The sequence below is a fragment of the Aeromicrobium sp. genome, assembly GCF_047607065.1.
Classification (GTDB): domain Bacteria; phylum Actinomycetota; class Actinomycetes; order Propionibacteriales; family Nocardioidaceae; genus Aeromicrobium.
This window is the reverse complement of the sequence record NZ_JASGDU010000054.1, coordinates 1-20,076: the sequence shown is the minus strand read 5'-3', so window position 1 is coordinate 20,076 and position 20,076 is coordinate 1. Positions and strand designations below refer to the sequence as shown.

Below are 20,076 nucleotides of genomic sequence, written 5' to 3'. Positions count from 1 at the left end.
AGCCGGTCGTTGAGGTGCGAGGCCGTTCGCGGCCGAGCCTCGAAATGACCCGCCCACGTCCCTTCGTTCCTCGCTCGCACCTGAGGGACCCGGTTGCCCCCGCCCGGCGCTCAGTCGCCGATGAGGTCGTCGAGGGTGACGTACGGCTGCGCGGCGATATGCCCCCCGGTGTCGATGTCCACCAGCTGCAGGCCCACCGGACGACCGTCGGCGAAGGTCACGAGCGTCATCTGCGCCTCGCGCCGCAGCCCGGTGCCCAGCGCGAACGCATACACCGCGCCGCCGGTACTGCCGGTCGCCAGCGTCACCGTCGGCTCGTCATCATCGCTGCGGACCACGTCAGGGCCGACCTGGCGGTGCAGGTGCCCCGACAGGATCAGGTCGACGCAGCCGGACTCGGCCAACTGCTTGGCCGACGCGATGCTGTGAACGAGCGCCACCGCCACTTCACCGTCGTCGCAGGCGGTCTCCGTCAGTTCCTGATCCTGTTCGCTGATCGCGGCGATGTTGTCGTCCTCGTTGCCGGTGTAGCCCTTCGTCAGACCGGAGGAACGCGGATCGCTGTCACCGATGAACCGGATGCCGTCGACGGTCACCGGCTCGCCCTTGAGCAGGGTGAAGCCGCTGTCGGCCATGTAGTCGGCAATGTGCGCGCCCTGGTCGTGGTTGCCCGCGACCGCGACGATGTCGAAGCCGGTGAACTCGCGCGCGAGGGAGTTGATGCTGAACTCCTCCCACGCGGCACCGTTGGAGGTGTCGTCACCGAGGTCGAGCAGCATCGTGGCATCAGCGTTCTCGGCGATCTGCCGGGCGACCGGGTCCATCGCGACGTTGTCGTGCCGGTCGGTGACGACCAGGGCGACGGTCTGGCCCTCGCCCGGACGCCGCACCTTGACGTCCTCGGCGGTCGTGGCAAGCTGGTCGAAGAAGGCATTCGAGGCGGTGTAGGTGTTGAGGGCGCCCTCGATCAGCGACTCCCCGCTGCGCAGCGCGGCACCGTCGGACAGCTGCAGTGCGCCGAGTCGCGAGTCGTCGGGCAGCGGCAGGTCCGGGAAGGCCTCCGCGAGGGTGACCCACGAGACCGGATCGGGGTCGCGCGACGGGTCCGAGCGCACGGCCGCGACGACGCCCCCGCCGGCCACGGCGAGGGCGACGACCGCCGCCGTGATCCGAAGGGGCTTGCGACCCTCCACCAGGGCGGCGCGCCGCTCGCGGCCGACGGCGATCCACGCCACACTCAGCACCACGGCGAGCGCCACGGCCACGCCCGCGCCGCGCCAGGCCGACGCGATCCACATATCGCGCAGCGCCGCCTCCACCGCCGCGACCTCGCCGTCGGGCTGCGAGGCGATTACCGCGTCGCGGGAAATCAGCTCGTCGAGCGAGGTGACCTCGGCGTCGCCCAACTGGATGGTCGCGCCGATACCGAAGCGCGGATCGTCCAAGTCCATCTTCACCTGGGGCAGCAGCGGCCCGAAGTCGAGCACGATGTCGCCGCTGTAGTCCGGGCGCAGCGTCGCCTGGTGGGCACCGATGGAGATCGGCCGCTCGGAGGTCTCGAAGGTGGTCCTCGCCACGGCGACACCGACCGGGACCACGACGGCCGCAAGCAGGAGCGGGGGCAGGGCGCGCGCCGCCAGCCGACGCAACGGGGCGGGAAGGTTCATCGGGGCTCCTCGGTGCGCCAGCGCGCGGACGAGCCGACAGTCGTCAGCAGTTGCGTCGCGCGGGTCAAAACGACATAGAACGTACGCCATCCGGCCTCGGACTCGCCGATCAGCGTGTCCGGCTCGGCCACCACGACCCCGTCGAACTCCAGGCCCTTCGTGTCGAGCGCGTCGAGCAGCCGGACCCGCTCGTGCGCGGCCAGCACCGGGGCCAGCTCGCGTTCGAGGCCGGCCCGCAGCGCCAGCGGCGTCACCACCGCGACGCTGCCCTCCCCGACCCGCGCGAGCAGTTTCTCGGCCTCCTCGCGCACGGCCGCCGCGACGGCTCCGGCGGGAACCTCCAGGTGGGCCGGATGCTCGCCGGTGCGCCGCACCCCGTCGGCCAGGTCCGCACCGGGGATCGCCCGGCGAGCCACCCCGGCGGCCAGTTCGTAGATCTCCGCAGAGTTGCGGTAGTTCGTCGACAGCCGGAAACGGTGCTCGGGCTTGCCGTCCAGCGCCTCGACCCGGGCGCGCTCGGCTTCCTCGGGCACCGGCCACGACGACTGCGCGGGGTCGCCGACGATGGTCCAGCTCGCGTGCCGCCCGCGACGGCCGACCATGCGCCACTGCATCGGCGAGAGGTCCTGCGCCTCGTCGATGAGGACATGCGCGTAGCCGTCGTCGGCGATGGAGGTGGTCGTGCGGACCTCCTCGCGCTCGCGGCGCTCGAAACTCATCAACTGTTTCGGTAGGTCGTCGTCGGCCTCGTCATGAGGAGGCACCTCGCCGAGCAGGTAGCGCAGCTCGTCGATCAGCGGGATGTCCTCGATGCTCGGGGTGCCACCGCCGGCCTCCCACGAGGCCCGCAGGGCGTCCAGCTCGGCGCGGCGGAAGGCCCCCTGCGCGACCTCCGCGACGCGCTCGCGCAGGCTGCGCCACATCCGCACGGCGTCACGCTCGGGCCACCAGGCTTCGACGAAGTCGACGAACCGGCGGTCGTCGGCGATCCGGTCGAGGAACTCCGCCCGGCCCCCCTCGCGCGCCCGCTCCCCGCGGACCTGCCGCCACAGCGCGTCGGCCAGGGCGGCGGGCACGCGAGGCACCGCGCGGTTATAGGTCGACTGGTGCAGAAGGTGGCGGCGCAGGCCGGCCAGCCGCGCCGCGTCGAGCCGCAGCACGTCGTCCTTGTAGAAGTAGCGGAACTCCGCCGGCGTCTCCGGAGCGGGTTCGACCGCGAGCCGGCGCAGCACCCGCACCATGCGCGAGGACCCCTTGGCCGCTGCGGCGACCGGCTCGTCGTGGCGCGACGCCGTGAGACCGTCGACCACCTCGCCGAGCGAACGCAGGGTCACGCTCGTCTCGCCGAGGCTGGGCAGCACGCGCTCGATGTAGGACATGAACACGTTCGACGGGCCGACCACGAGCACGCCGCCGGACTCGAAGCGCCGCCGGTCGGTGTAGAGCAGGTAGGCCGCGCGATGCAGCGCCACCACCGTCTTGCCGGTGCCGGGGCCGCCGCCGATGATGGTGGCCCCGCGACTGGGGGCGCGGATCGCGTCGTCCTGCTCGGCCTGGATCGTGGCGACGACCGAGTGCATGCGGGCGTCACGGGCACGAGACATGCTCGCCAGAAGGGCACCATCGCCGACGATCACCATGTCCGGCGGCGCATGCTCGGCGTCGAGCAGGTCGTCCTCGACCCCGATGACGGTGCTGCCCGAACAACGCAGGACGCGACGCCGCACGACGCCGGACGGGTTGGCGGCGGTGGCCTGGTAGAACAGCGAGGCGGCGGGCGCGCGCCAGTCGACGAGCAGGATCTCGCGTTCCGCGTCGCGCACGCCGATCCGGCCGATGTAGCGCTTCTGTCCGTCGGTCAGGTCGAGGCGGCCGAAGACCAGGCCGTCGTGGGCGGCGTTCAGCGCCGTGAGCCGGCGGGTGGCCTGGAAGACCATCGCGTCGCGCTCGACGAGTCCGCCCTCGTGGCCGACGTCAGCACGCGCGAAACCCTCCCGGACGAGGGCGCGCGCGACGTCCGCAGAGGCATCGAGCCGTTCGTAGACGGTGTCGACGTAGGACTGCTCGGACGCGATCTCGCGTTGGGCTGCGGCAGGTGAGGTCACCGGTCTCCTCGGGCGTTCAGGGCGAGCGATCCAGTGTAGTTCGCCGCACCCCGGAGTCCCGCCGCCGCGCGACCCCGGTCATCGAGGTGCGCTCAAGCCGTGCTGCGCGCCCGGGGAAAACTCGCTGCACCCGTGCGGGCGTAATGTCGATCCGCACCGGGTGGGAGGACGCGTATGGGCATCGACGGGCATACCGAACGGGCGGCCTGGTTCCTCACCGCCGCCGAGCGCGGCAACCCCGCGACGCGCCTCGACACCCGCCCCGACGGGATCGACCGGGCCTGGCGCGACGGCAACGAGGCCCGGCCGCTCCTGCACGGCGCCGCCTACTTCCGCGAGTTGTACGACCGGATCGAGGCGACCGGCCCGTGCGCCCTCATCTGCTTCACCGACTGGCAGGGCGACCCCGACCAGCGGCTGACCGACGACCCGGGCAGCAGCGTCGCCGAGACGTTCGGGCGTGCGGTGGAGCGCGGTGTCGACATGCGCGCCCTCATCTGGCGCTCGCACAGCGGCGCCTTGGGCTATGCGACCGGGAAGCACCGGCGGCTCGGTGACCTGCTCCAGCGTCGCGGCGCCGACGTGCAGTTGGACATGCGGGTGCGGCCCGGCGGCGCACATCACCAGAAGTTCGTCGTTATCCGTCATGCCCGGGACGCCGACCGCGACATCGCCTTCGTCGGCGGGATCGACCTGTGCCACGGCCGGCGCGACGACGCCGGGCACCTCGGCGATCCGCAGGCCGATGCCCTCGCGTCCGAATACGGCGACCGACCGCCCTGGCACGACGTGCAGGTCGCCTTGCAAGGGCCGGTCGTCCACGACGTCGAGACGGTGTTCCGCGAGCGGTGGGACGACGCCACGCCGCTGACCCGCAACCCGCTGCGCCGCCTGCGAGACGCCCTGCGCGGGCTGCACCGCGAACGCCGTCCGCTGCCGCCGCAGGCTCCCCCTCCGCCGCCGCGGCCCGCCGGCCACCGGGTGCAGCTGCTGCGCACCTACCCGAAGCTCGGCCTGGGCTGGGCGTACGACTTCGCGCCGCAGGGGGAGCGCTCGGTGGCGCGCGGCTACGCCAAGGCGGTGCGCCGGACCCGGTCGCTGATCTACGTGGAGGACCAGTTCCTCTGGGGCCGGCAGATGAGCGAGGTCCTGGTCGACGCGCTGGAGTCGCATCCGGGCCTGCACCTGATCGGGGTGCTGCCGCAATTCCCGGACCAGGACGGCTGGTTCGCCCGCGACCCGCAGGTGCTCGGTCGGTTGCGCGCCCTGCGCCGGGTGTACGCGGCGGCGCCGGACCGGGTGGCCTTCTACGGCTTGGAGAATCACGCGGGCACACCGGTCTATGTCCACGCGAAGGTGTGCGTGCTCGACGACTGGTGGGCGTCCATCGGCTCGGACAATTTCTGCCGCCGGCCGTGGACCCACGACTCGGAGCTGTCGGCCGTGGTGATCGACCCGGCCGGCGAGGGTCACAGCGCCTATGCGCGCGAGTTGCGGCTGGCGCTGGCGGCGGAGCATCTGGATGTCGAGCCGGGCGAGGTGGCGGTCGAGGCCGCCGCGATGTTCGCCCAGTTCGCGCGAGCGGCCGAGCGGCTGGAGGCCTGGCACCGCGACGGCCGGCAGGGGCCTCGGCCCGCCGGCCGGCTGCGCCGCCTGCCCGCGCCGTCGCTGCCGCTGTTCCGTCAGGCCTTCGCGGCGCCGTGGTACCGCTACCTCCACGACCCCGACGGCCGCCCCGCCGCCCTGCGCCGCCACCGCACCTTCTGACAACGCGGGGGTAGGCCCGCGGCCGAGCCGGGTCCTGAGGAGCGACGAGGAACGAGGAGCCTCGAAGGGCGAAGCCCGTCGCGGTGAGGTCCCTTCGAGGCTCGCAAGCTCGCACCTCAGGGACCGGGTTCCGCCTATCCGCGCGCGTTCTAAGCCCGCCGGCTGAGGTTCTCAGCGGTCGCGGCGGAAGACCGCGGCCAGGCCGATTCCGAGCAGGATCAACAGCGTCACGCACATCTGCCACTGCTCGCGGACATCAGACCACCCGGTCAGCGGCAGTTCGAGGAACATCGGCGCGAACGACGCCAAGGAGAACAGCAGCAGGAGCGCTTCGATGGTGAGCTGGCGGGATTCGGCGCCCCTCGCATTGGCGACCTCGGCGTATTCCCGGGCATCCTCCAAGGCTTCTTCGGCCAGGTTCCACTCACGCGTCAGCCCGCTCGTGGTCTCGAAGCACTCCAGCAGCCGGGCGATGCGGTCCGATTCGGAAGAGTCGACCCGAGCGCGCGCGTATCGCTTGAGGCGATTGAGTTCCACGGCCTGCCAGTCCAGCGACACCCGGCTGATCCCCTTGCGCGAACTGTGCAGGACGCGCGAGGAGATATCCTGGATCGTCCAGGCGGCCAGCCAGGAGATCTGCACCCGCGCCTGCAACGCGGCCATGAGATAGGTGGTCTCCTCGTCGGTGTCGCCGAGCACGACGACACTCGACCAGCTCGCGAACACGGCCGTCGCGGAGGAGGTGTCGTAGTCGGGATAGTCCGACATCCGCTCCTGAACGCGCTCCATCCGGTCATCGAAGTCCGCCAGATGCGCGGCCAGCGACTCGTCGGTCGTCACGAGGTCGGCAGTGAAGGGGGTGTCGTCCAAGTCGATGACCGACGGGTCGAGGCAGGCCGTCAGATGCCGGCAGGCCTCGTCGGAGAGCCGCTGCGGATCGCTCGTCGTGGCGGTCAGGAAGTAGGTGGTCATCGCGTAGTGAACGATCTTGTCGTCGTAACTGCGGCGCATCTTCGTGGGTGTGGCGCGCGCGAAGGTCTCGACCGTCGGACCGAGATCGAGCGGTGCGACGCTCATGGCCCTGCTACTGGTCATCACGCCGGATCACCTGGCGAGCACCAATGGTGCGACCGAGCAACGGGATGGCCGAGGCCTGCGCATCCGGGCCGCCGTTGGTGGCGCACCCGTCGATCAGCACGGCCGGACGGTATCCGCGGTCGAAGAGGCCGGCGGCGTTCTGCAGGACGCAGACGTCGGTGTCGATGCCGCACAGGTGGACATCGCGGACGCCGAGGTGATCCAGGACGGCGGCGATGGCCTCGACCGCACCGTAGGTGTCCTTGTCGATGACGGTGTCGATCACGGACTCCAGCCCGTCGACCAAGTCCGTCTCGGGCGGCTCGGCAAGCCGGTGCCAGTCGATCAGCTCGCGGAAGTTGGATTCGGGCGGGTTGTGGAAACGGGTGGCGATCACCGCCGCGTAGTCGCTGCGGCGCTCGACGAGCAACGACCGCACGGCGGCCGGGACATGCGCGGTATGCGGCCCGACGAATCCGTGCTGCACGTCGACGATCAGCAAAGCCGTCGGGCGGGTGATCTCGATGTGGCTCCACGGGGCCGCACTCGTCTCGGACACGCCTCCACTGTAGGACCGGTGGCGGGAGAACAGGCGGCCGAACCTCTAGGATCGGGCGGGACGGCAGACGAGAACGGACCCCCATGGCACGCAGAAGCAGCTCGGCGTACGGCTCGCTGCTGCTCGGGTCCGCCGATCAAGGACCTCTGCGGTTGCGGGTGCGTATCCAGACGATGCTCACGGTGCTGCTGGTCGGCACCAACATCATCGGTTCGGTCATCGTCGCGGCCCTCACCTTCGTCGTCATCCCCGGCGAAGGCATCAACGCCCGCTTCGGCCTCGTCGTCGCCATCACCACGCCGACCTACGTCCTGCTCGCGGTGATCTTCGGTGCCACCTTCGGCACGATCATGGGCCTGCGCGGCCTGCGCTGGGTCATCCTCGAACGTGAGCCGACCGACGTCGAACGCTACGCGGCCCTACGGCTGCCCTGGCGGCTGAGCCTCATGCAGGCGGTACTGTGGGATGTCGCCGCGATTTTCTACGGGACGCTCGCGTTCTTCCTGCAGCCGCGGGCCGTGTTCGGGGCGGTGGCGTCGGTCGTCATCGCCGGTCTGGTGGTTACGACCATCGCCTACCTGTTCGCCGAATTCGCGCTGCGGCCGGTCGCGGCCCGTGCGCTCGCCGGGCACGAGCCGACCCGCACCCGCGGCATGGGCGTGCAATGGCGCATGCTCGTCTTCTGGGGACTCGGCACCGCCGCACCCGTCCTCGGACTCGTCGTCGCCGCCATGCTGGTACTCGTCTTCCCCGCGTCCTCAAAAGTACAGTTCGCCATCGTCGTGCTGGGACTGTCGGGGATCATCTTGGCCTTCGGCCTACTCGTGACCGCCCTGACCGCACGGTCGGTCGTCAACCCGCTGCGCTCGGTCACCGACGCGCTCAGCCGGGTGCGCGACGGCGACTACGACGCCGAGGTGGTCGTCTACGACGGCACCGAGCTGGGCACGCTGCAGGCGGGCTTCAACGACATGGTGCAGGGCCTACGCGAGCGCGAGGCGATACGAGACATGTTCGGGCGCCATGTGGGCCGCGAAGTCGCCGAGGCGGCCGAGTTGGGCGCTGTCGAACTCGGCGGCGAGACGCGCTTCGTCACGGTCCTGTTCGTCGATCTGGTGTCATCGACGACCTACGCGACCGAGCATTCACCGACCGAGGTGGTCGAAGTGCTCAATCGCTTCTTCGGGGTCGTGGTCGAGGAGGTCGACCGGTATCATGGGCTGGTCAACAAGTTCATGGGCGATGCGGTGCTGGCGATCTTCGGTGCCCCCGTCACCCGCGCGGACCACGCGGCCCAGGCGCTCGCGGCGGCGCGGGCGATGGCGCGGCGGCTCGCGGCCGAGGTCGTCGAGGTCGGTGCCGGCATCGGCGTGGCCACCGGCGAGGTCGTCGCGGGCAACATCGGCGACGAGTCACGCTTCGAGTACACCGTCATCGGCGACGCGGTGAACTCCGCCTCTCGGCTGACCGATCTCGCCAAGGACGTCCCCGGTCGGGTGCTCGTCATGCAGGCTTCCGTCGATGCGGCCGCAGCGGCCGAGGCGGGACGCTGGACCCCGGCCGAGCCGGTCGTGCTGCGCGGGCGCCCCGACCCCACCCCCGTCGCCGTCCTGGCGTGAGCGAGAGGTCGTTTCGAGGCTTCTCGTTCCTCGTCGCACCTCACCGGCCGTGGTGGCTGCCTACCGCAGGCGGGTGATCTCGACGGAGACGACGAACAACGCTGAGGTGTCGGTGGTGGCGTAGATGCCGCGCAGCGGCGGGTTGTCGGAGTAGTCCCGCCCCCGCGCGACGACGACATGCCGCCCGGCCGGCGCGACCGCATTGGTCGGGTCCCAACCCGTCCACTCGCCGTCGAACCACTCGATCCACGCATGCGACTCGCCACTGACCGTCTCACCGATACGCGGATCGGGGGAGGGGTGCAGGTAGCCCGAGACGTACCGCGCGGGGATGCCTGCCCAGCGCAGCGCACCGACCATGAGGTGTGCGAAGTCCTGACAGACCCCCGCGCGCGCCGCCCACGCCTCGGCTGCGGTCGAGTCGACCGTCGTACTGCCGGGCAGGTAGGCGATCTGCTCGTGGAGGAACGCACCGACCGCGCGCACGTAATCGCCGGGCCGGGCGGCCGCCTGCCGTATCGGCTCCAGGGCGGCAACGAGGTCGTCCGGCGGCTCGACCCAGGTCGAACGCATGAGGAACTCGCACCAGGTGTCGGCCACCTCGGCCAGGTCCTCCCACGCCGCCCGTGACCGGTCAGCCGTCGCCTCGCTACCCGCGACCGTCTCGACCGTCGAGGTCGCGACCACCTGCAGGTCCGTGTGCTCCTCGGTCACCTCGAAGGCGGTGACCGTCGTGCCCCAGTAGTCGCGGAACTCGAAGGACCACGGACTCGGCGAGATCTCCAGCCGCGAGCGCAGCAGCGTCTGATCGCTGGTGGTCATCGGGGTCATACGGGCCTCGTTGAGCGAGGCGCTGGCCCCCTCGGGGTAGGTGTAACCGGTGGTGTGGCGGATGCGCAGTTGCATCGTGTCGGTGGTGCTCACAGCAGCGCCCCCTCACTCCAGACGTGGGCCTCACCGTGGGAGAAGTAGCGCGCCGTGACCGCGTCGCTGGCCTCCGCGCACCGACGCTGGAGGCCCTCCATCTCCGTCGGCAGGTCGAACATGATCTCGCTCAGCGGCCGGTACTCCAACTCGGTGCGCGCTCGCCCGAGCAACCGCAGCGCCTCGTCGGTGAAGCCCGAACGGCGTCCCTCGGCCTCCAGCGTCGACAGCGCCCGTTCGGCCTCGACCAGCGCCGAGACGACCGAACGCGGATACCAGCGATCCAGCAGCAGGAACTCCGCCGCGAGCCGGTCGGCCTCCACTCCGCGGTAGGCGCGGATGAAGGCCTCGTACGCCCCGCACGCGCGCAGCGTCGTGGGCCAGGCCAGGTGTGCCTCGGAGGCGAGGGAGGCCGCCGACAGGAGTCGCGCGGTCATGTCGACCCGCTCGATACTGCGCCCCAGGATGAAGAACTGCCAGCCTTCGTCGCGGGTCATGGTGGCATCGGCGATGCCGGCGATCATCGCCGTGCGGCCGCGCACCCAGCCGAACATGTCGATCGGTCGCATCGAACGCGATGCGGGCTGGCCGCGCCACATCGTGTTGATCGCCGCCCACATGTCGGTCGAGAGTGTCTCGCGGGCACCCCGCGCGTTCTCGCGCGCCGCGTCGATGGCATAGGCGATGGAGCCGGCCGACTCCGGATTGTGCGCCAACAGGTCGAGCACGCTCCAGCGGTCGACCGTCGAGGGGAGGTCCTCGACGCCCATGATGGTGAGGATCTGGCGGCACGAGCGGTCCTCGTCGACGGAGGGATCCTCCACCAGCACCTGCAACTCGACATCGAGGATGCGGGCGGTGTCGTCGGCGCGCTCTAGATAGCGGCCGATCCAGAACAGCGATTCGGCGATCCGGCTCAACATCAGGCCACCGTCCTTCCGTCGGCGACCTGCTTCTGAGCGGTCCGCTTGGCCGCGTCCTTGCCGCGCGCGGGAGCCGGTTCGTCGGCCTCGTCCTCCGGGCTGGGGTCGACCAAGGGATCGGCGAGGACCCAGGTGTCCTTGGAGCCGCCGCCGCGACTGGAGTTGACGATCAACTCGCCTTCGGGCAGCGCGACCCGGGTCAGCCCGCCCGGCAGCACCGAGACGGTGTCGCCGTCGTTGACCGCGAACGGCCTAAGGTCGACGTGGCGCGGCCGGATTCCCTGATCGACCAGCGTGGGCACGGTCGACAGCGAGATGACCGGCTGCGCGATCCACGCGCGGGGGTCGGCGGCGATCTTCGTGCGCAGGTCGTCCAGTTCGGCGCGGTCGGCCGCCGGACCGATGACGATGCCCTTGCCGCCCGAGCCGTCGACCGGCTTGAGCACGAGTTCGTCGAGCCGGTCCAGCACCTCGGCGCGCTGATCGGCGTCGCCCAGACGCCAGGTGTCGACGTTGCGCAGGATCGGCTCCTCGTGCAGGTAGTAGCGGATCAGGTCGGGGACGTAGGTGTACAGCAGCTTGTCGTCGGCCACCCCGTTGCCTATGGCGTTGGCGATGGCGACGTTGCCGGCCCGCGCCGCCGTCACGAGGCCGGGGATGCCGAGCACCGAGTCGGGGCGGAACTGGGCGGGGTCGAGGAACTCGTCGTCGATGCGCCGGTAGATCACGTGGACCGGCACCAGCCCGCGCGTCGTGCGCATGAGGACCCGGCCACCCTGGCAGACGAGGTCGCGCGCCTCGACCAGCTCCACGCCCATCGTGCGGGCCAGCAGCGTGTGCTCGAAGTACGCCGAGTTGTAGACGCCCGGCGTCAGGACCACGACGTTCGGTTCGCCGACACCGGCAGGGGCCGCCGCGCGCAACGCCCCGAGGAGGTGGCGCGAGTACTGCTGCACGGGCCGGATGCGGTGATCGGCGAACACCTCCGGCAGCGCGCCCGACAGCGCCCGCCGGTTCGTCATCACGTACGAGACACCCGACGGCACCCGCACGTTGTCCTCCAGCACCCGGAAGTGGCCGTCGCCGTCACGGATCAGGTCGACGCCGGCGACGTGGACACGCACGCCGTTGGCCGGTTCCAGTCCGGCCACGACCCGGTGGAAGTGGGGGGAGGTGACGACTGTTTCACGGGGAACAACGCCGTCGGCGAACAACTCGCCGGGACCGTAGACGTCGGCGAGGAAGGCTTCCAGCGCGGTGACCCGCTGCTTGACCCCGGCCTCGACGTGCTTCCAGTCGGCGGCCTCGATGACCCGGGGAACGAGGTCGAGCGGGAACGGCCGCTCTTCGCCGGCGACGCCGAAGGTGACGCCCTGGTCGAGATAGGACGACGCGAGCGCATCGGCCCGGCTGCGGATCTCGTCGTCGCTCATCGCGCGGAAGGCCGCATGCACCGAGGCGTACTCGCCGCGCACGTGGCCGTCGGCGGTGAACATCTCGTCGAATCCGGCCCCCGCACCGTAGTCGTCGAACAGGCTGGTCTCGTTCACGCGGTCACCACCCACAAGAACCGACACTAGGCGACGACCACGTGCATGGCCCATCGTTTCGCTCGCTTCGCTCGTTCACGTGGTCACCCTAGGACTCCTTCGTGTCAGCCATGTTTCGTCCTCGGACGAGGCTTTGCGCTATAGCGCGGAGGCACACGGCGTACGAAGCGTCTGCGCTGGTCGGCCCGCGAGCGCGCTACCCGGAATAACGACATCTCGCCGGACTGCCCCACCAGGTGTAGCCCTCGGAGGCGTAGGCCGCACAGGCGGCTGCTGAAGACGGATTCGACGGATGCACCGACCCGTACGCCGTCGAGGTTGTCGTGGCTGTCGGTGTGGGTGTCGCTGTCGCTGTGCAGTTCGGGTAGGTGCCGGTCTTACCGTCGTCGGCACACGTCCTCGGCACGCAGGCATAGCCGGACGAGTCGAGTTTCTCGTCGCTCGAGCACGTCGGCACGGTTCGCTCTTCGCAGCCGGTGTGATCGGCGTTGAACTGCTGCGTGGGGCCGCACGACGGGGCGGGAGTCGAGACGGTCTCGCCCTTGTCGCCGGAGATGTTGGCGGCATCCGGGAAACTGCCGCAGTCGTCCGCGTCGAGCGCCTTGTCCATGAACGCCTTGAACGTGCGGGCCGGGTAGGCACCGCCGTAGGCAGGCTTGAGGAAGCCGTCGAGTTGTTCATTGCCGACGCCGCGGTTATACATCACTGCGGTCACCAGTTTGGGCGTCGCACCGACGAACCACACCGCCGACGTGCGCACATCACCGGAGGCGTCCGATGCGGTGGCAGTACCAGTCTTGCCGGCTGTCGGGCACACCGTCTTACCTGCCGTTCCCGTGCCGCCGGAACTGGTGACCCCCTGCAGTGCGGACAAGGTGTCGGCCGCGACATCGGTCGGAACGGCCTGGTCGGTGGTGTCGGAGTGCTCGTACAACACCGATCCCTCCGCACTGGCGACCTTCTGCACGACGTGCCAGTCCGCGCGGTTGCCACCGGCCGCGAGCGTCGCGTAGGCGTTGGCCATATCGATCGGTGCCACCGGCGCGTAGCCGAGCGGGGTCACCGCTACCGGGTCGATCTGGTCGACCGTCTCCTGGGGGATGCCCAGGTCGACGGCGGCATCGAGGATCTTCTGAGCACCGACACTCACATCGCCGCCGTCACTCATCTGCACCGTCAAGTCGATGAACGCGGTGTTGACCGATTTAGCCGTCGCCTTGGCGAGGTCGATCGTGCCGTAGGAAGAGCCGCCACTGTCTCCGGCGTTCTTCACCGCGCCGCCGCCGATCCGATAGGGCGTATTGCCGTTGAGTTTGGTCTTGAGGCTGAACCCGTCTTCCAAGGCCGCGACCACGGCGAACGCTTTGAAGGTCGATCCCGGCTGGGTGCCAGCCGTGGCCCAGTTGATCTGGCTGGTCAGGAAGTCCGGTCCGCCGTAGAGCGCTTTGACCGCACCGGTGCCCGGTTCGACCGACGCCAGCGCCTGATGGAGGCCGTCGAGGCCCTGCGGGCTGACGTCGTTGACCGCGTCGATGGCCTCTTGTTGCAAGGTGGCGTCGATAGTCGTGGTGATGCGCAGGCCGCCGCCCTGAACTTGGGCCTCGCTGAAGTCGTTCTTGGCCATATCGTCTTCGACCATCTTCAGCAGGTGGCCATTCGGGCCGGCGTAGCGGTTGCTGACGACGCGCGGCGAGAAGGCCGGGAGGGTATCGCGGTACTGCGTGGCCTCCTCGGCGGTGATCGCCCCGGACTTCTCCATGCCGTCGATCACGTAGTTGTAGCGCGGCAGGATGCGCTCGTCGCGCTCGGCGGTCTCGGCCTGGCACTCGGCGCTCGCGGCGTCGGCCAGGCAACTCGCGGTATAGGGGTCGTAGAAGGACGGGCTGTTGATGACCGTCGCCAGATAGGCCGACTCCGGCACCGTCAGATCGGCCGCCTCCTTGCCGAAGTAGGTCTTGGCCGCCACCTGAACGCCGTAGGCACCATTGCCGTAGTAGACGGTGTTGAGGTAGCCCTCGAGGATTTCGGACTTGCTGAGCTGATTGTCGATCTTGAGCGACAGAATCGCTTCTTTGAACTTGCGGGTGTAGGTCCGCTCCTGGGTCAGGTAGAGGATCTTGACGTACTGCTGGGTGATCGTCGAGCCACCGGAACTGATCTCGCCGCTGGCCGTGTTGTCACGCAGGGCGCGCAGGATGCCCTTGAAGTCGATGCCGCGGTTGGAGTAGAACGACCGGTCTTCGGCCGAGATCACGGCGGCCTGCATCGAGGCGGGCACCTGATCGAGAGTGACGTTCTCGCGGCGCTGCTCGGAGAACTCGCCCAGGAGCGTGGTCCCGTCGGAGAAGTAGACCTTCGTGGTCTGGGTCTGGAACTCCTCGTTGGGGTCGGGGATGTCGATCATCTGGTACAGGACGAAGAACGCCAGCGCACCGCTCACGAATCCGGTCACGGTCAGGAAGGCGATCCATCGCAGAACCTGAACCCACCGGGGCCGACCTTCACCGCCGATGGCTCGAACGAACTTGAAGATGCCGTCACGAATGGCGGCCTTTCGCGTGGATGCGCTCCTGGTGCCGTTGCGCGCCATCGCGGGCACCTCCTCTGGTGATCTCGGCCGACGAGAGGGACCCGGCCGGTCGCGGACAATCTGCTCAAGTGTGCCTGTTCGTGATGCAGGCACCAAACCTATCGGGTTGTTGTGGCACCCAGACTTGTTTCGAGACAACGAACCGATGTATCGTTCCGATATATCCATTCTCCTGATATCTGGTTGAGGTTTTTCTTCGATGGCACGGCGCGGTGCGGCTCTGGAGCTCGCGACCCTCGGACTGCTGCACGACTCGCCCATGCACGGGTACGAGTTGCGCAAGCAGTTGATCGCGCTGCTCGGCTGGGGCCGGGTGCTGTCCTACGGCACGCTGTACCCCTGCCTGAAGAGCCTCGTGCGCCAAGGGCTGATCGTCGCCGACGACGACCCCGGTGCCGCCATCCGCGGCCGCCGCAACCGGATCGCCTACCGCCTGACGGCCGAGGGCAAGGAGTACTTCGCGCAGGTCATGGAGGAATCCGGCCCGGCGACATGGGATGACGAGAACTTCGGTGTGCGATTCGCGTTCTTCGCGCGGACCGACGCTCCGACGCGGGTCCGCATTCTCGAAGGCCGGCGCAGCCGGCTCCAGGAGCGACTCGAGCACGTCCGCGACGCTTCCCTTCGGGGTCGGCGTGGGGCGGACTCCTACACGCGCGAACTCCAGCGACACGGGCTGGAGTCGGTCGAGCGCGAGGTCGCCTGGTTGACCGAGCTCATCGACCGCGAGCGTGCAGGTGGGTATACGACCGTCGACGACGACGTCGACGGTTCCGATACGACCAGCCAATCAGCATGACCCCGAGAACGAGCACTACAAAAGGAGAACCCATGGGTTCGGTACGCGTGGCAATTGTGGGCGTGGGCAACTGCGCCACGTCCCTCATCGAAGGCGTCGAGTACTACAAGAACGCCGACCCGGCCGGCACCGTGCCGGGCCTGATGCACGTCCAGTTCGGCGAGTATCACGTCAGTGACGTGGAGTTCGTCGCGGCGTTCGACGTCGATGCCAAGAAGGTCGGCTTCGACCTGGCCGATGCGATCCGCAGCAGCGAGAACAACACCATCAAGATCACCGACGTCCCGCCGACCGGTGTGACCGTGCAGCGCGGTCACACCCTCGACGGCCTCGGCAAGTACTACCTGGAGACCATCGAGGAGTCCGACGCCGCTCCCGTCGACGTCGTGCAGGTACTCAAGGACACCCAGGCCGACGTGCTCGTGTCCTACCTGCCGGTGGGTTCGGAGGACGCCGACAAGTTCTACGCGCAGTGCGCCGTCGACGCAGGCGTCGCCTTCGTCAACGCGCTGCCCGTGTTCATCGCGTCGGACCCGGAGTGGGCGGCGAAGTTCGAGGCAGCCGGCGTGCCGATCATCGGCGACGACATCAAGAGCCAGGTCGGCGCGACCATCACGCACCGCGTCATGGCCAAGCTGTTCGAGGACCGCGGCGTGGTGCTGGATCGCACCTACCAGCTCAACGTCGGCGGCAACATGGACTTCAAGAACATGCTCGAGCGCGAGCGCCTGGAGTCCAAGAAGGTCTCCAAGACGCAGGCCGTCACGTCGAACCTCACCGGCCCGCTGGCCGGCAAGGTCCACGACAAGGATGTTCACATCGGCCCGTCGGACTACGTCGCCTGGCTCGACGACCGCAAGTGGGCGTACGTGCGCCTCGAGGGCCGCGCGTTCGGCGACGTGCCCCTGAACCTGGAGTACAAGCTCGAGGTCTGGGACTCGCCGAACTCGGCCGGCATCATCATCGACGCGATCCGTGCGGCGAAGATCGCCAAGGACCGCGGCATCGGCGGCGCGCTGCTGAGCGCCTCGTCCTACCTGATGAAGTCCCCGCCGGAGCAGCGCCCCGACGACCTCGGTCGCGCCAAGCTCGAAGCCTTCATCCGCGGCGAAGAAGAGCGCTGAGCCTCCTCACCTGAAGGGCACCGGATCCACGGGATTCGGTGCCCTTCTCGGTCTGCGGACCATAGGGGACTCCGCAGGTCGGCAGAATCCGGCCCCTGAGGTGCCGCGACGAAGGAGCGGCCTCGAAGGGCGAAATGAGTTGCAGTTTGAGTCCCTTCGAGGCTCGGCCGCGAGCGGCCTCGCACCTCAGGGACCGGGCAACAGCACACAACCCGAATAGATCAGGACTTCCACCTGCGGAGGATAGGGGACTCCGTCGGTCGCAAGTTCCCTCCTCCTCGAATCACTAGCTCAAAGATGACTCTGGCCCCCGCAGCAAAGAGCGCTGCGGGGGCCAGAGTCATCTGCGGAGGATAGGGGATTCGAACCCCTGAGAGCTTTCACTCAACCCGCTTTCCAAGCGAGCGCACTAGGCCACTATGCGAATCCTCCGCGAGAGACCTTACCGGGCCACCTCGACTTGGAGCGAGCCAGTCCCGGTCGGTACAGTGTGCGCAGCCCCTCGCGTGGCGACATCTCACCCAACTCCCCCAGGGCCGGAAGGCAGCAAGGGTCAGTGTGCTCTGTCGGGTACGCGGGGGGTCCTCGCATCCCGCCGGTCCGTCAAATCCCATCGCGGTCTCCGAGCGCGGCTATGCTCGCGGCATGTCTGCGTGGGTCGAGGATGTCCTGGGTTCCGGCTACGAACAGCGGACCATCGAGTTGGGTGCCGACCCCGACGGCGAGGGCGACATCGTGGCCACCCTCGTCCGCGCCACGGAGCCGGTGAAGGCGACGCACGCCTTCGTCTGGGTCCACGGCTTCACCGACTATTTCTTCCAGACCGAGCTTGCCGACTTCCTGGTCGAGCGCGGCTTCGCCTTCTACGCGCTCGACCTGCACAAGTGCGGCCGGTCGCGGCGGCCGGGGCAGACCCCGCATTACGTCTCCGATCTCGGCCTCTACGACGCCGAGATCGGCCGGGCGCTGGACCTCGTACGCGAGGAGAGCGGCGACCTGCCGATCCTGCTGGGCGGGCATTCCACCGGCGGACTGGTGCTGGCACTGTGGGCCGGCCGGCTCAACTCGGTACCCGGCCGCGCCCGCAAGGAGGGCATCGAGGGACTGCTGCTCGACAGCCCGTGGTTCGACCTGCAGGGTGCGGCGTGGCTGCGGTCGGTCGGCACGCAGGTCATCCGGCTGGTCGCCCAGGTGCAGCCGTATCGCGCGCTCAACCTGCCCAAGAGTTCGGCCTACGGCTCTAGCCTGCACGTCAGCGCGCACGGGGAGTGGGACTACAACCTCGACTGGAAACCCATCGGCGGATTCCCGATCACCTACGGCTGGATCAACGCGATCCGGCGCGGTCATGCGGCCTTCCATCGCGGGATCGACGTGGGCGTGCCGTCGCTGGTGCTGCGCTCGGACGCCACCTACTTCTCGCGGACCCACCGGCCACGCACCGATGTGAGCGACGCGGTGCTCGACGTGAAGCAGATCGCGCGGTGGGCCGGGTGCCTGGGCGATGCGGTGACCTCGCTGGCGATTCCGGGGGCGCTGCACGACGTGTACCTGTCGGCACCGGCGGTCCGCGCGCAGGCCTACGCCGCCACAGACCGCTGGCTGCACGACTTCATCCTCGAGCGCTGAGGCCCGCCCCCGCGCAGCGGTCGCGGGTGTCGGCGGGCGTCGTTAGGCTGGCGGCGTGGACGCGCCCCTCGCCCTGTATCGCCGATACCGACCCGAGACCTTCGCCGAGGTCATCGGTCAGGAGCACGTCACCGATCCGCTGCGGCACGCTCTGGCGAACAATCGCGTCAACCACGCCTACCTGTTCAGCGGCCCGCGCGGCTGCGGCAAGACCACCAGCGCCCGCATCCTCGCCCGCGCGCTCAACTGCGAAGCCGCCCCCGTCGCCGACCCGTGCGGACAGTGCCAGTCTTGCCGCGACCTGGCCCGGGGCGGCCCCGGCAGCGTCGACGTCATCGAGATCGACGCGGCCAGCCACGGCGGCGTCGACGACGCCCGTGACCTGCGCGAACGCGCCTTCTTCGCGCCGGTCAGCAGCCGCTACAAGGTCTACATCATCGACGAGGCGCACATGGTCAGCCCGCAGGGCTTCAACGCGCTGCTCAAGCTGGTCGAGGAGCCGCCGCCGCACCTGAAGTTCATCTTCGCCACAACCGAGCCGGACAAGGTCATCGGCACGATCCGTTCGCGCACCCACCACTACCCGTTCCGGCTGGTACCGCCCAAGGCGCTCGGCGACTACCTCAACCAACTGTGCGCGAGCGAAGGCGTCACGCTCGACCCGGCCGCGCTGCCGCTCGTCGTACGCGCCGGCGGCGGTTCGGTCCGCGACACGCTCAGCGTGCTCGACCAGCTCATCGCCGGCGCGAGCGACGACGGAGTGACCTACGCGCTCGCGGTCGCCCTGCTCGGCTACACGCCCGATTCGCTACTCGACGAGGCCGTCGACGCCTTCGCCGCGCGCGACGGGGCCACGGCCTTCGGCGTCGTCGACAAGGTGATCGAATCGGGGCAAGACCCGCGCCGCTTCGCCGAAGACCTGCTGCAGCGGCTGCGCGACCTCGTCGTCGTGCGCGCGGTCCCGAACGCCTTCGCCGTCGGGCTGCTCGACATACCCGCCGACCGCGCCGACCAGTTGACTGCGCAGGCGCAGTCCTTCGGTCCGGCCGAGCTGGTGCGCAACGCGGATCTGGTCGACACCGCCCTGACGGATTTCCGCGGCGCGACGGCACCCCGGCTCCTGCTGGAACTCCTGTGCGCGCGCATCCTCGTGCCCGGTGCCGACCACGATTCCGACGGCTTCGCCGCGCGCCTGGACCGTATCGAACGGCGCCTCGACGCGAGCGGGGGGAGCGCGCCGACGCCCGAGCCAGCCCCGGCACCGGAGGCCCCTCGGCCCGCGCCGGAACCTACCCCGCAACCGCAGCCCGAGCCGACCCCGGAACCCGCTCCCGAGCCGACCCCGGAACCCGCTCCCGCACCGACCCCAGAACCCGAACCGGAGCCGGCGTCCCCGGCTCCGGCTGCGGGGCAGCTGGGGGTCGCCGACGTCCGCCGGCTGTGGCCCCACATCCTCGACGCCGTGCAGTCGCTGCGCCGTTTCACGTGGATCCTGCTGAGCCAGAACGCCCACGTCACGAGCCTGAACGGCAACGTCCTGACAATGGCGCTGGTCAACGCCGGCGCGCGCGACTCCTTCCACGCGAGCAAGTCCGACGAGGTGCTGGCCGAGGCGATCTTCCAGGTCGTCGGCGTGCGTTGGCGCATCGAGTCCATCGTCGATCCGAGCGCCGCCGGGCACACGCAGGCCGCCGCCGAACCGGCCCCCCGCCCCCCGGCCGCACCGCCGTCTCGGCCCGCCAC

The 20,076-nt window shown here is 69.5% G+C and carries 14 protein-coding genes, 1 tRNA gene and 1 other RNA gene; 7 read left to right on the top strand and 9 right to left on the bottom strand.

Going from position 1 to position 20,076, the window contains the following annotated elements; all coding sequences use genetic code 11:
- Positions 1-110 precede the first annotated feature (110 nt).
- Both QM597_RS08700 and QM597_RS08695 read right to left on the bottom strand, forming a co-directional pair.
- Positions 111-1,667, bottom strand: a complete 1,557-nt coding sequence (locus QM597_RS08700) for a metallophosphoesterase family protein (RefSeq protein ID WP_415004484.1) — start codon at positions 1,665-1,667, stop codon at positions 111-113.
- Positions 1,664-3,772, bottom strand: a complete 2,109-nt coding sequence (locus tag QM597_RS08695) for a HelD family protein (protein ID WP_415004483.1) — start codon at positions 3,770-3,772, stop codon at positions 1,664-1,666. Before QM597_RS08695 ends, QM597_RS08700 begins: the two co-directional genes overlap by 4 nt.
- Positions 3,773-3,946: 174 nt before the next feature.
- On the opposite strand from QM597_RS08695, the gene QM597_RS08690 reads away from it, so the two are divergent.
- On the top strand, positions 3,947-5,539 hold the full coding sequence (locus QM597_RS08690; RefSeq protein WP_415004482.1) for a phospholipase D family protein: 1,593 nt from the start codon (positions 3,947-3,949) through the stop codon (positions 5,537-5,539).
- Positions 5,540-5,710: 171 nt separating this feature from the next.
- On the opposite strand, the gene QM597_RS08685 is transcribed toward QM597_RS08690, so the two are convergent.
- Positions 5,711-6,616, bottom strand: coding sequence for a hypothetical protein (locus QM597_RS08685; protein ID WP_415004481.1), 906 nt, complete (start codon positions 6,614-6,616; stop codon positions 5,711-5,713).
- A 7-nt stretch (positions 6,617-6,623) separates the two neighbouring features.
- The gene (locus QM597_RS08680; RefSeq protein WP_415004480.1) at positions 6,624-7,175 is read right to left on the bottom strand and encodes a cysteine hydrolase family protein; all 552 of its coding nucleotides are present in this window, start codon (positions 7,173-7,175) and stop codon (positions 6,624-6,626) included.
- A gap of 83 nt (positions 7,176-7,258) precedes the next feature.
- Between QM597_RS08680 and QM597_RS08675 the strand changes: the two genes are divergently transcribed.
- The gene (locus tag QM597_RS08675; protein WP_415004479.1) at positions 7,259-8,794 is read left to right on the top strand and encodes an adenylate/guanylate cyclase domain-containing protein; all 1,536 of its coding nucleotides are present in this window, start codon (positions 7,259-7,261) and stop codon (positions 8,792-8,794) included.
- Between the two features lie 60 nt (positions 8,795-8,854).
- Here the strand turns inward: QM597_RS08675 and QM597_RS08670 are convergent, their stop codons facing one another.
- From QM597_RS08670 to QM597_RS08655, 4 genes are all read right to left on the bottom strand, one after another.
- On the bottom strand, positions 8,855-9,718 hold the full coding sequence (locus QM597_RS08670) for a transglutaminase family protein (RefSeq protein ID WP_415004478.1): 864 nt from the start codon (positions 9,716-9,718) through the stop codon (positions 8,855-8,857).
- Complete coding sequence (locus QM597_RS08665; RefSeq protein ID WP_415004477.1) at positions 9,715-10,641, bottom strand: alpha-E domain-containing protein; 927 nt, start codon at positions 10,639-10,641, stop codon at positions 9,715-9,717. Before QM597_RS08665 ends, QM597_RS08670 begins: the two co-directional genes overlap by 4 nt.
- The gene (locus QM597_RS08660) at positions 10,641-12,137 is read right to left on the bottom strand and encodes a circularly permuted type 2 ATP-grasp protein (protein ID WP_415004535.1); all 1,497 of its coding nucleotides are present in this window, start codon (positions 12,135-12,137) and stop codon (positions 10,641-10,643) included. The genes QM597_RS08665 and QM597_RS08660 overlap by 1 nt, the downstream gene beginning before the upstream one ends.
- A 250-nt stretch (positions 12,138-12,387) precedes the next feature.
- Complete coding sequence (locus QM597_RS08655; protein WP_415004476.1) at positions 12,388-14,643, bottom strand: transglycosylase domain-containing protein; 2,256 nt, start codon at positions 14,641-14,643, stop codon at positions 12,388-12,390.
- A gap of 337 nt (positions 14,644-14,980) precedes the next feature.
- Here QM597_RS08655 and QM597_RS08650 point away from each other — a divergent pair, with 337 nt between their 5' ends.
- Positions 14,981-15,580, top strand: a complete 600-nt coding sequence (locus tag QM597_RS08650; protein ID WP_415004475.1) for a PadR family transcriptional regulator — start codon at positions 14,981-14,983, stop codon at positions 15,578-15,580.
- Between the two features lie 32 nt (positions 15,581-15,612).
- A complete protein-coding gene (locus QM597_RS08645) occupies positions 15,613-16,704 on the top strand; it encodes an inositol-3-phosphate synthase (RefSeq protein ID WP_415004474.1) in 1,092 nt (363 codons plus the stop codon).
- 347 nt (positions 16,705-17,051) lie between these two features.
- On the opposite strand, the gene QM597_RS08640 is transcribed toward QM597_RS08645, so the two are convergent.
- Positions 17,052-17,136 (bottom strand) — tRNA-Ser (locus QM597_RS08640).
- 61 nt (positions 17,137-17,197) lie between these two features.
- Between QM597_RS08640 and ffs the strand changes: the two genes are divergently transcribed.
- The 3 genes from ffs to QM597_RS08625 form a co-directional block, all read left to right on the top strand.
- Positions 17,198-17,294: signal recognition particle sRNA small type (ffs, locus tag QM597_RS08635), an RNA gene on the top strand.
- 55 nt (positions 17,295-17,349) lie between these two features.
- The gene (locus QM597_RS08630) at positions 17,350-18,333 is read left to right on the top strand and encodes an alpha/beta hydrolase (RefSeq protein WP_415004473.1); all 984 of its coding nucleotides are present in this window, start codon (positions 17,350-17,352) and stop codon (positions 18,331-18,333) included.
- Between the two features lie 55 nt (positions 18,334-18,388).
- Positions 18,389-20,076 (top strand): DNA polymerase III subunit gamma and tau (locus QM597_RS08625; protein ID WP_415004472.1); only part of this gene is annotated, 1,688 nt, incomplete at its 3' end.

What these genes read in the sequence shown, in the direction of transcription:
- QM597_RS08700 (WP_415004484.1), bottom strand. Translation starts at nt 1,667, where the DNA reads ATGAACCTTCCCGCCCCGTTGCGTCGGCTGGCGGCGCGCGCCCTGCCC.
- QM597_RS08690 (WP_415004482.1), top strand. Translation starts at nt 3,947, where the DNA reads ATGGGCATCGACGGGCATACCGAACGGGCGGCCTGGTTCCTCACCGCC.
- QM597_RS08685 (WP_415004481.1), bottom strand. Translation starts at nt 6,616, where the DNA reads ATGAGCGTCGCACCGCTCGATCTCGGTCCGACGGTCGAGACCTTCGCG.
- QM597_RS08675 (WP_415004479.1), top strand. Translation starts at nt 7,259, where the DNA reads ATGGCACGCAGAAGCAGCTCGGCGTACGGCTCGCTGCTGCTCGGGTCC.
- QM597_RS08665 (WP_415004477.1), bottom strand. Translation starts at nt 10,641, where the DNA reads ATGTTGAGCCGGATCGCCGAATCGCTGTTCTGGATCGGCCGCTATCTA.
- QM597_RS08660 (WP_415004535.1), bottom strand. Translation starts at nt 12,137, where the DNA reads ATGTTCACCGCCGACGGCCACGTGCGCGGCGAGTACGCCTCGGTGCAT.
- QM597_RS08650 (WP_415004475.1), top strand. Translation starts at nt 14,981, where the DNA reads ATGGCACGGCGCGGTGCGGCTCTGGAGCTCGCGACCCTCGGACTGCTG.
- QM597_RS08645 (WP_415004474.1), top strand. Translation starts at nt 15,613, where the DNA reads ATGGGTTCGGTACGCGTGGCAATTGTGGGCGTGGGCAACTGCGCCACG.
- QM597_RS08630 (WP_415004473.1), top strand. Translation starts at nt 17,350, where the DNA reads ATGTCTGCGTGGGTCGAGGATGTCCTGGGTTCCGGCTACGAACAGCGG.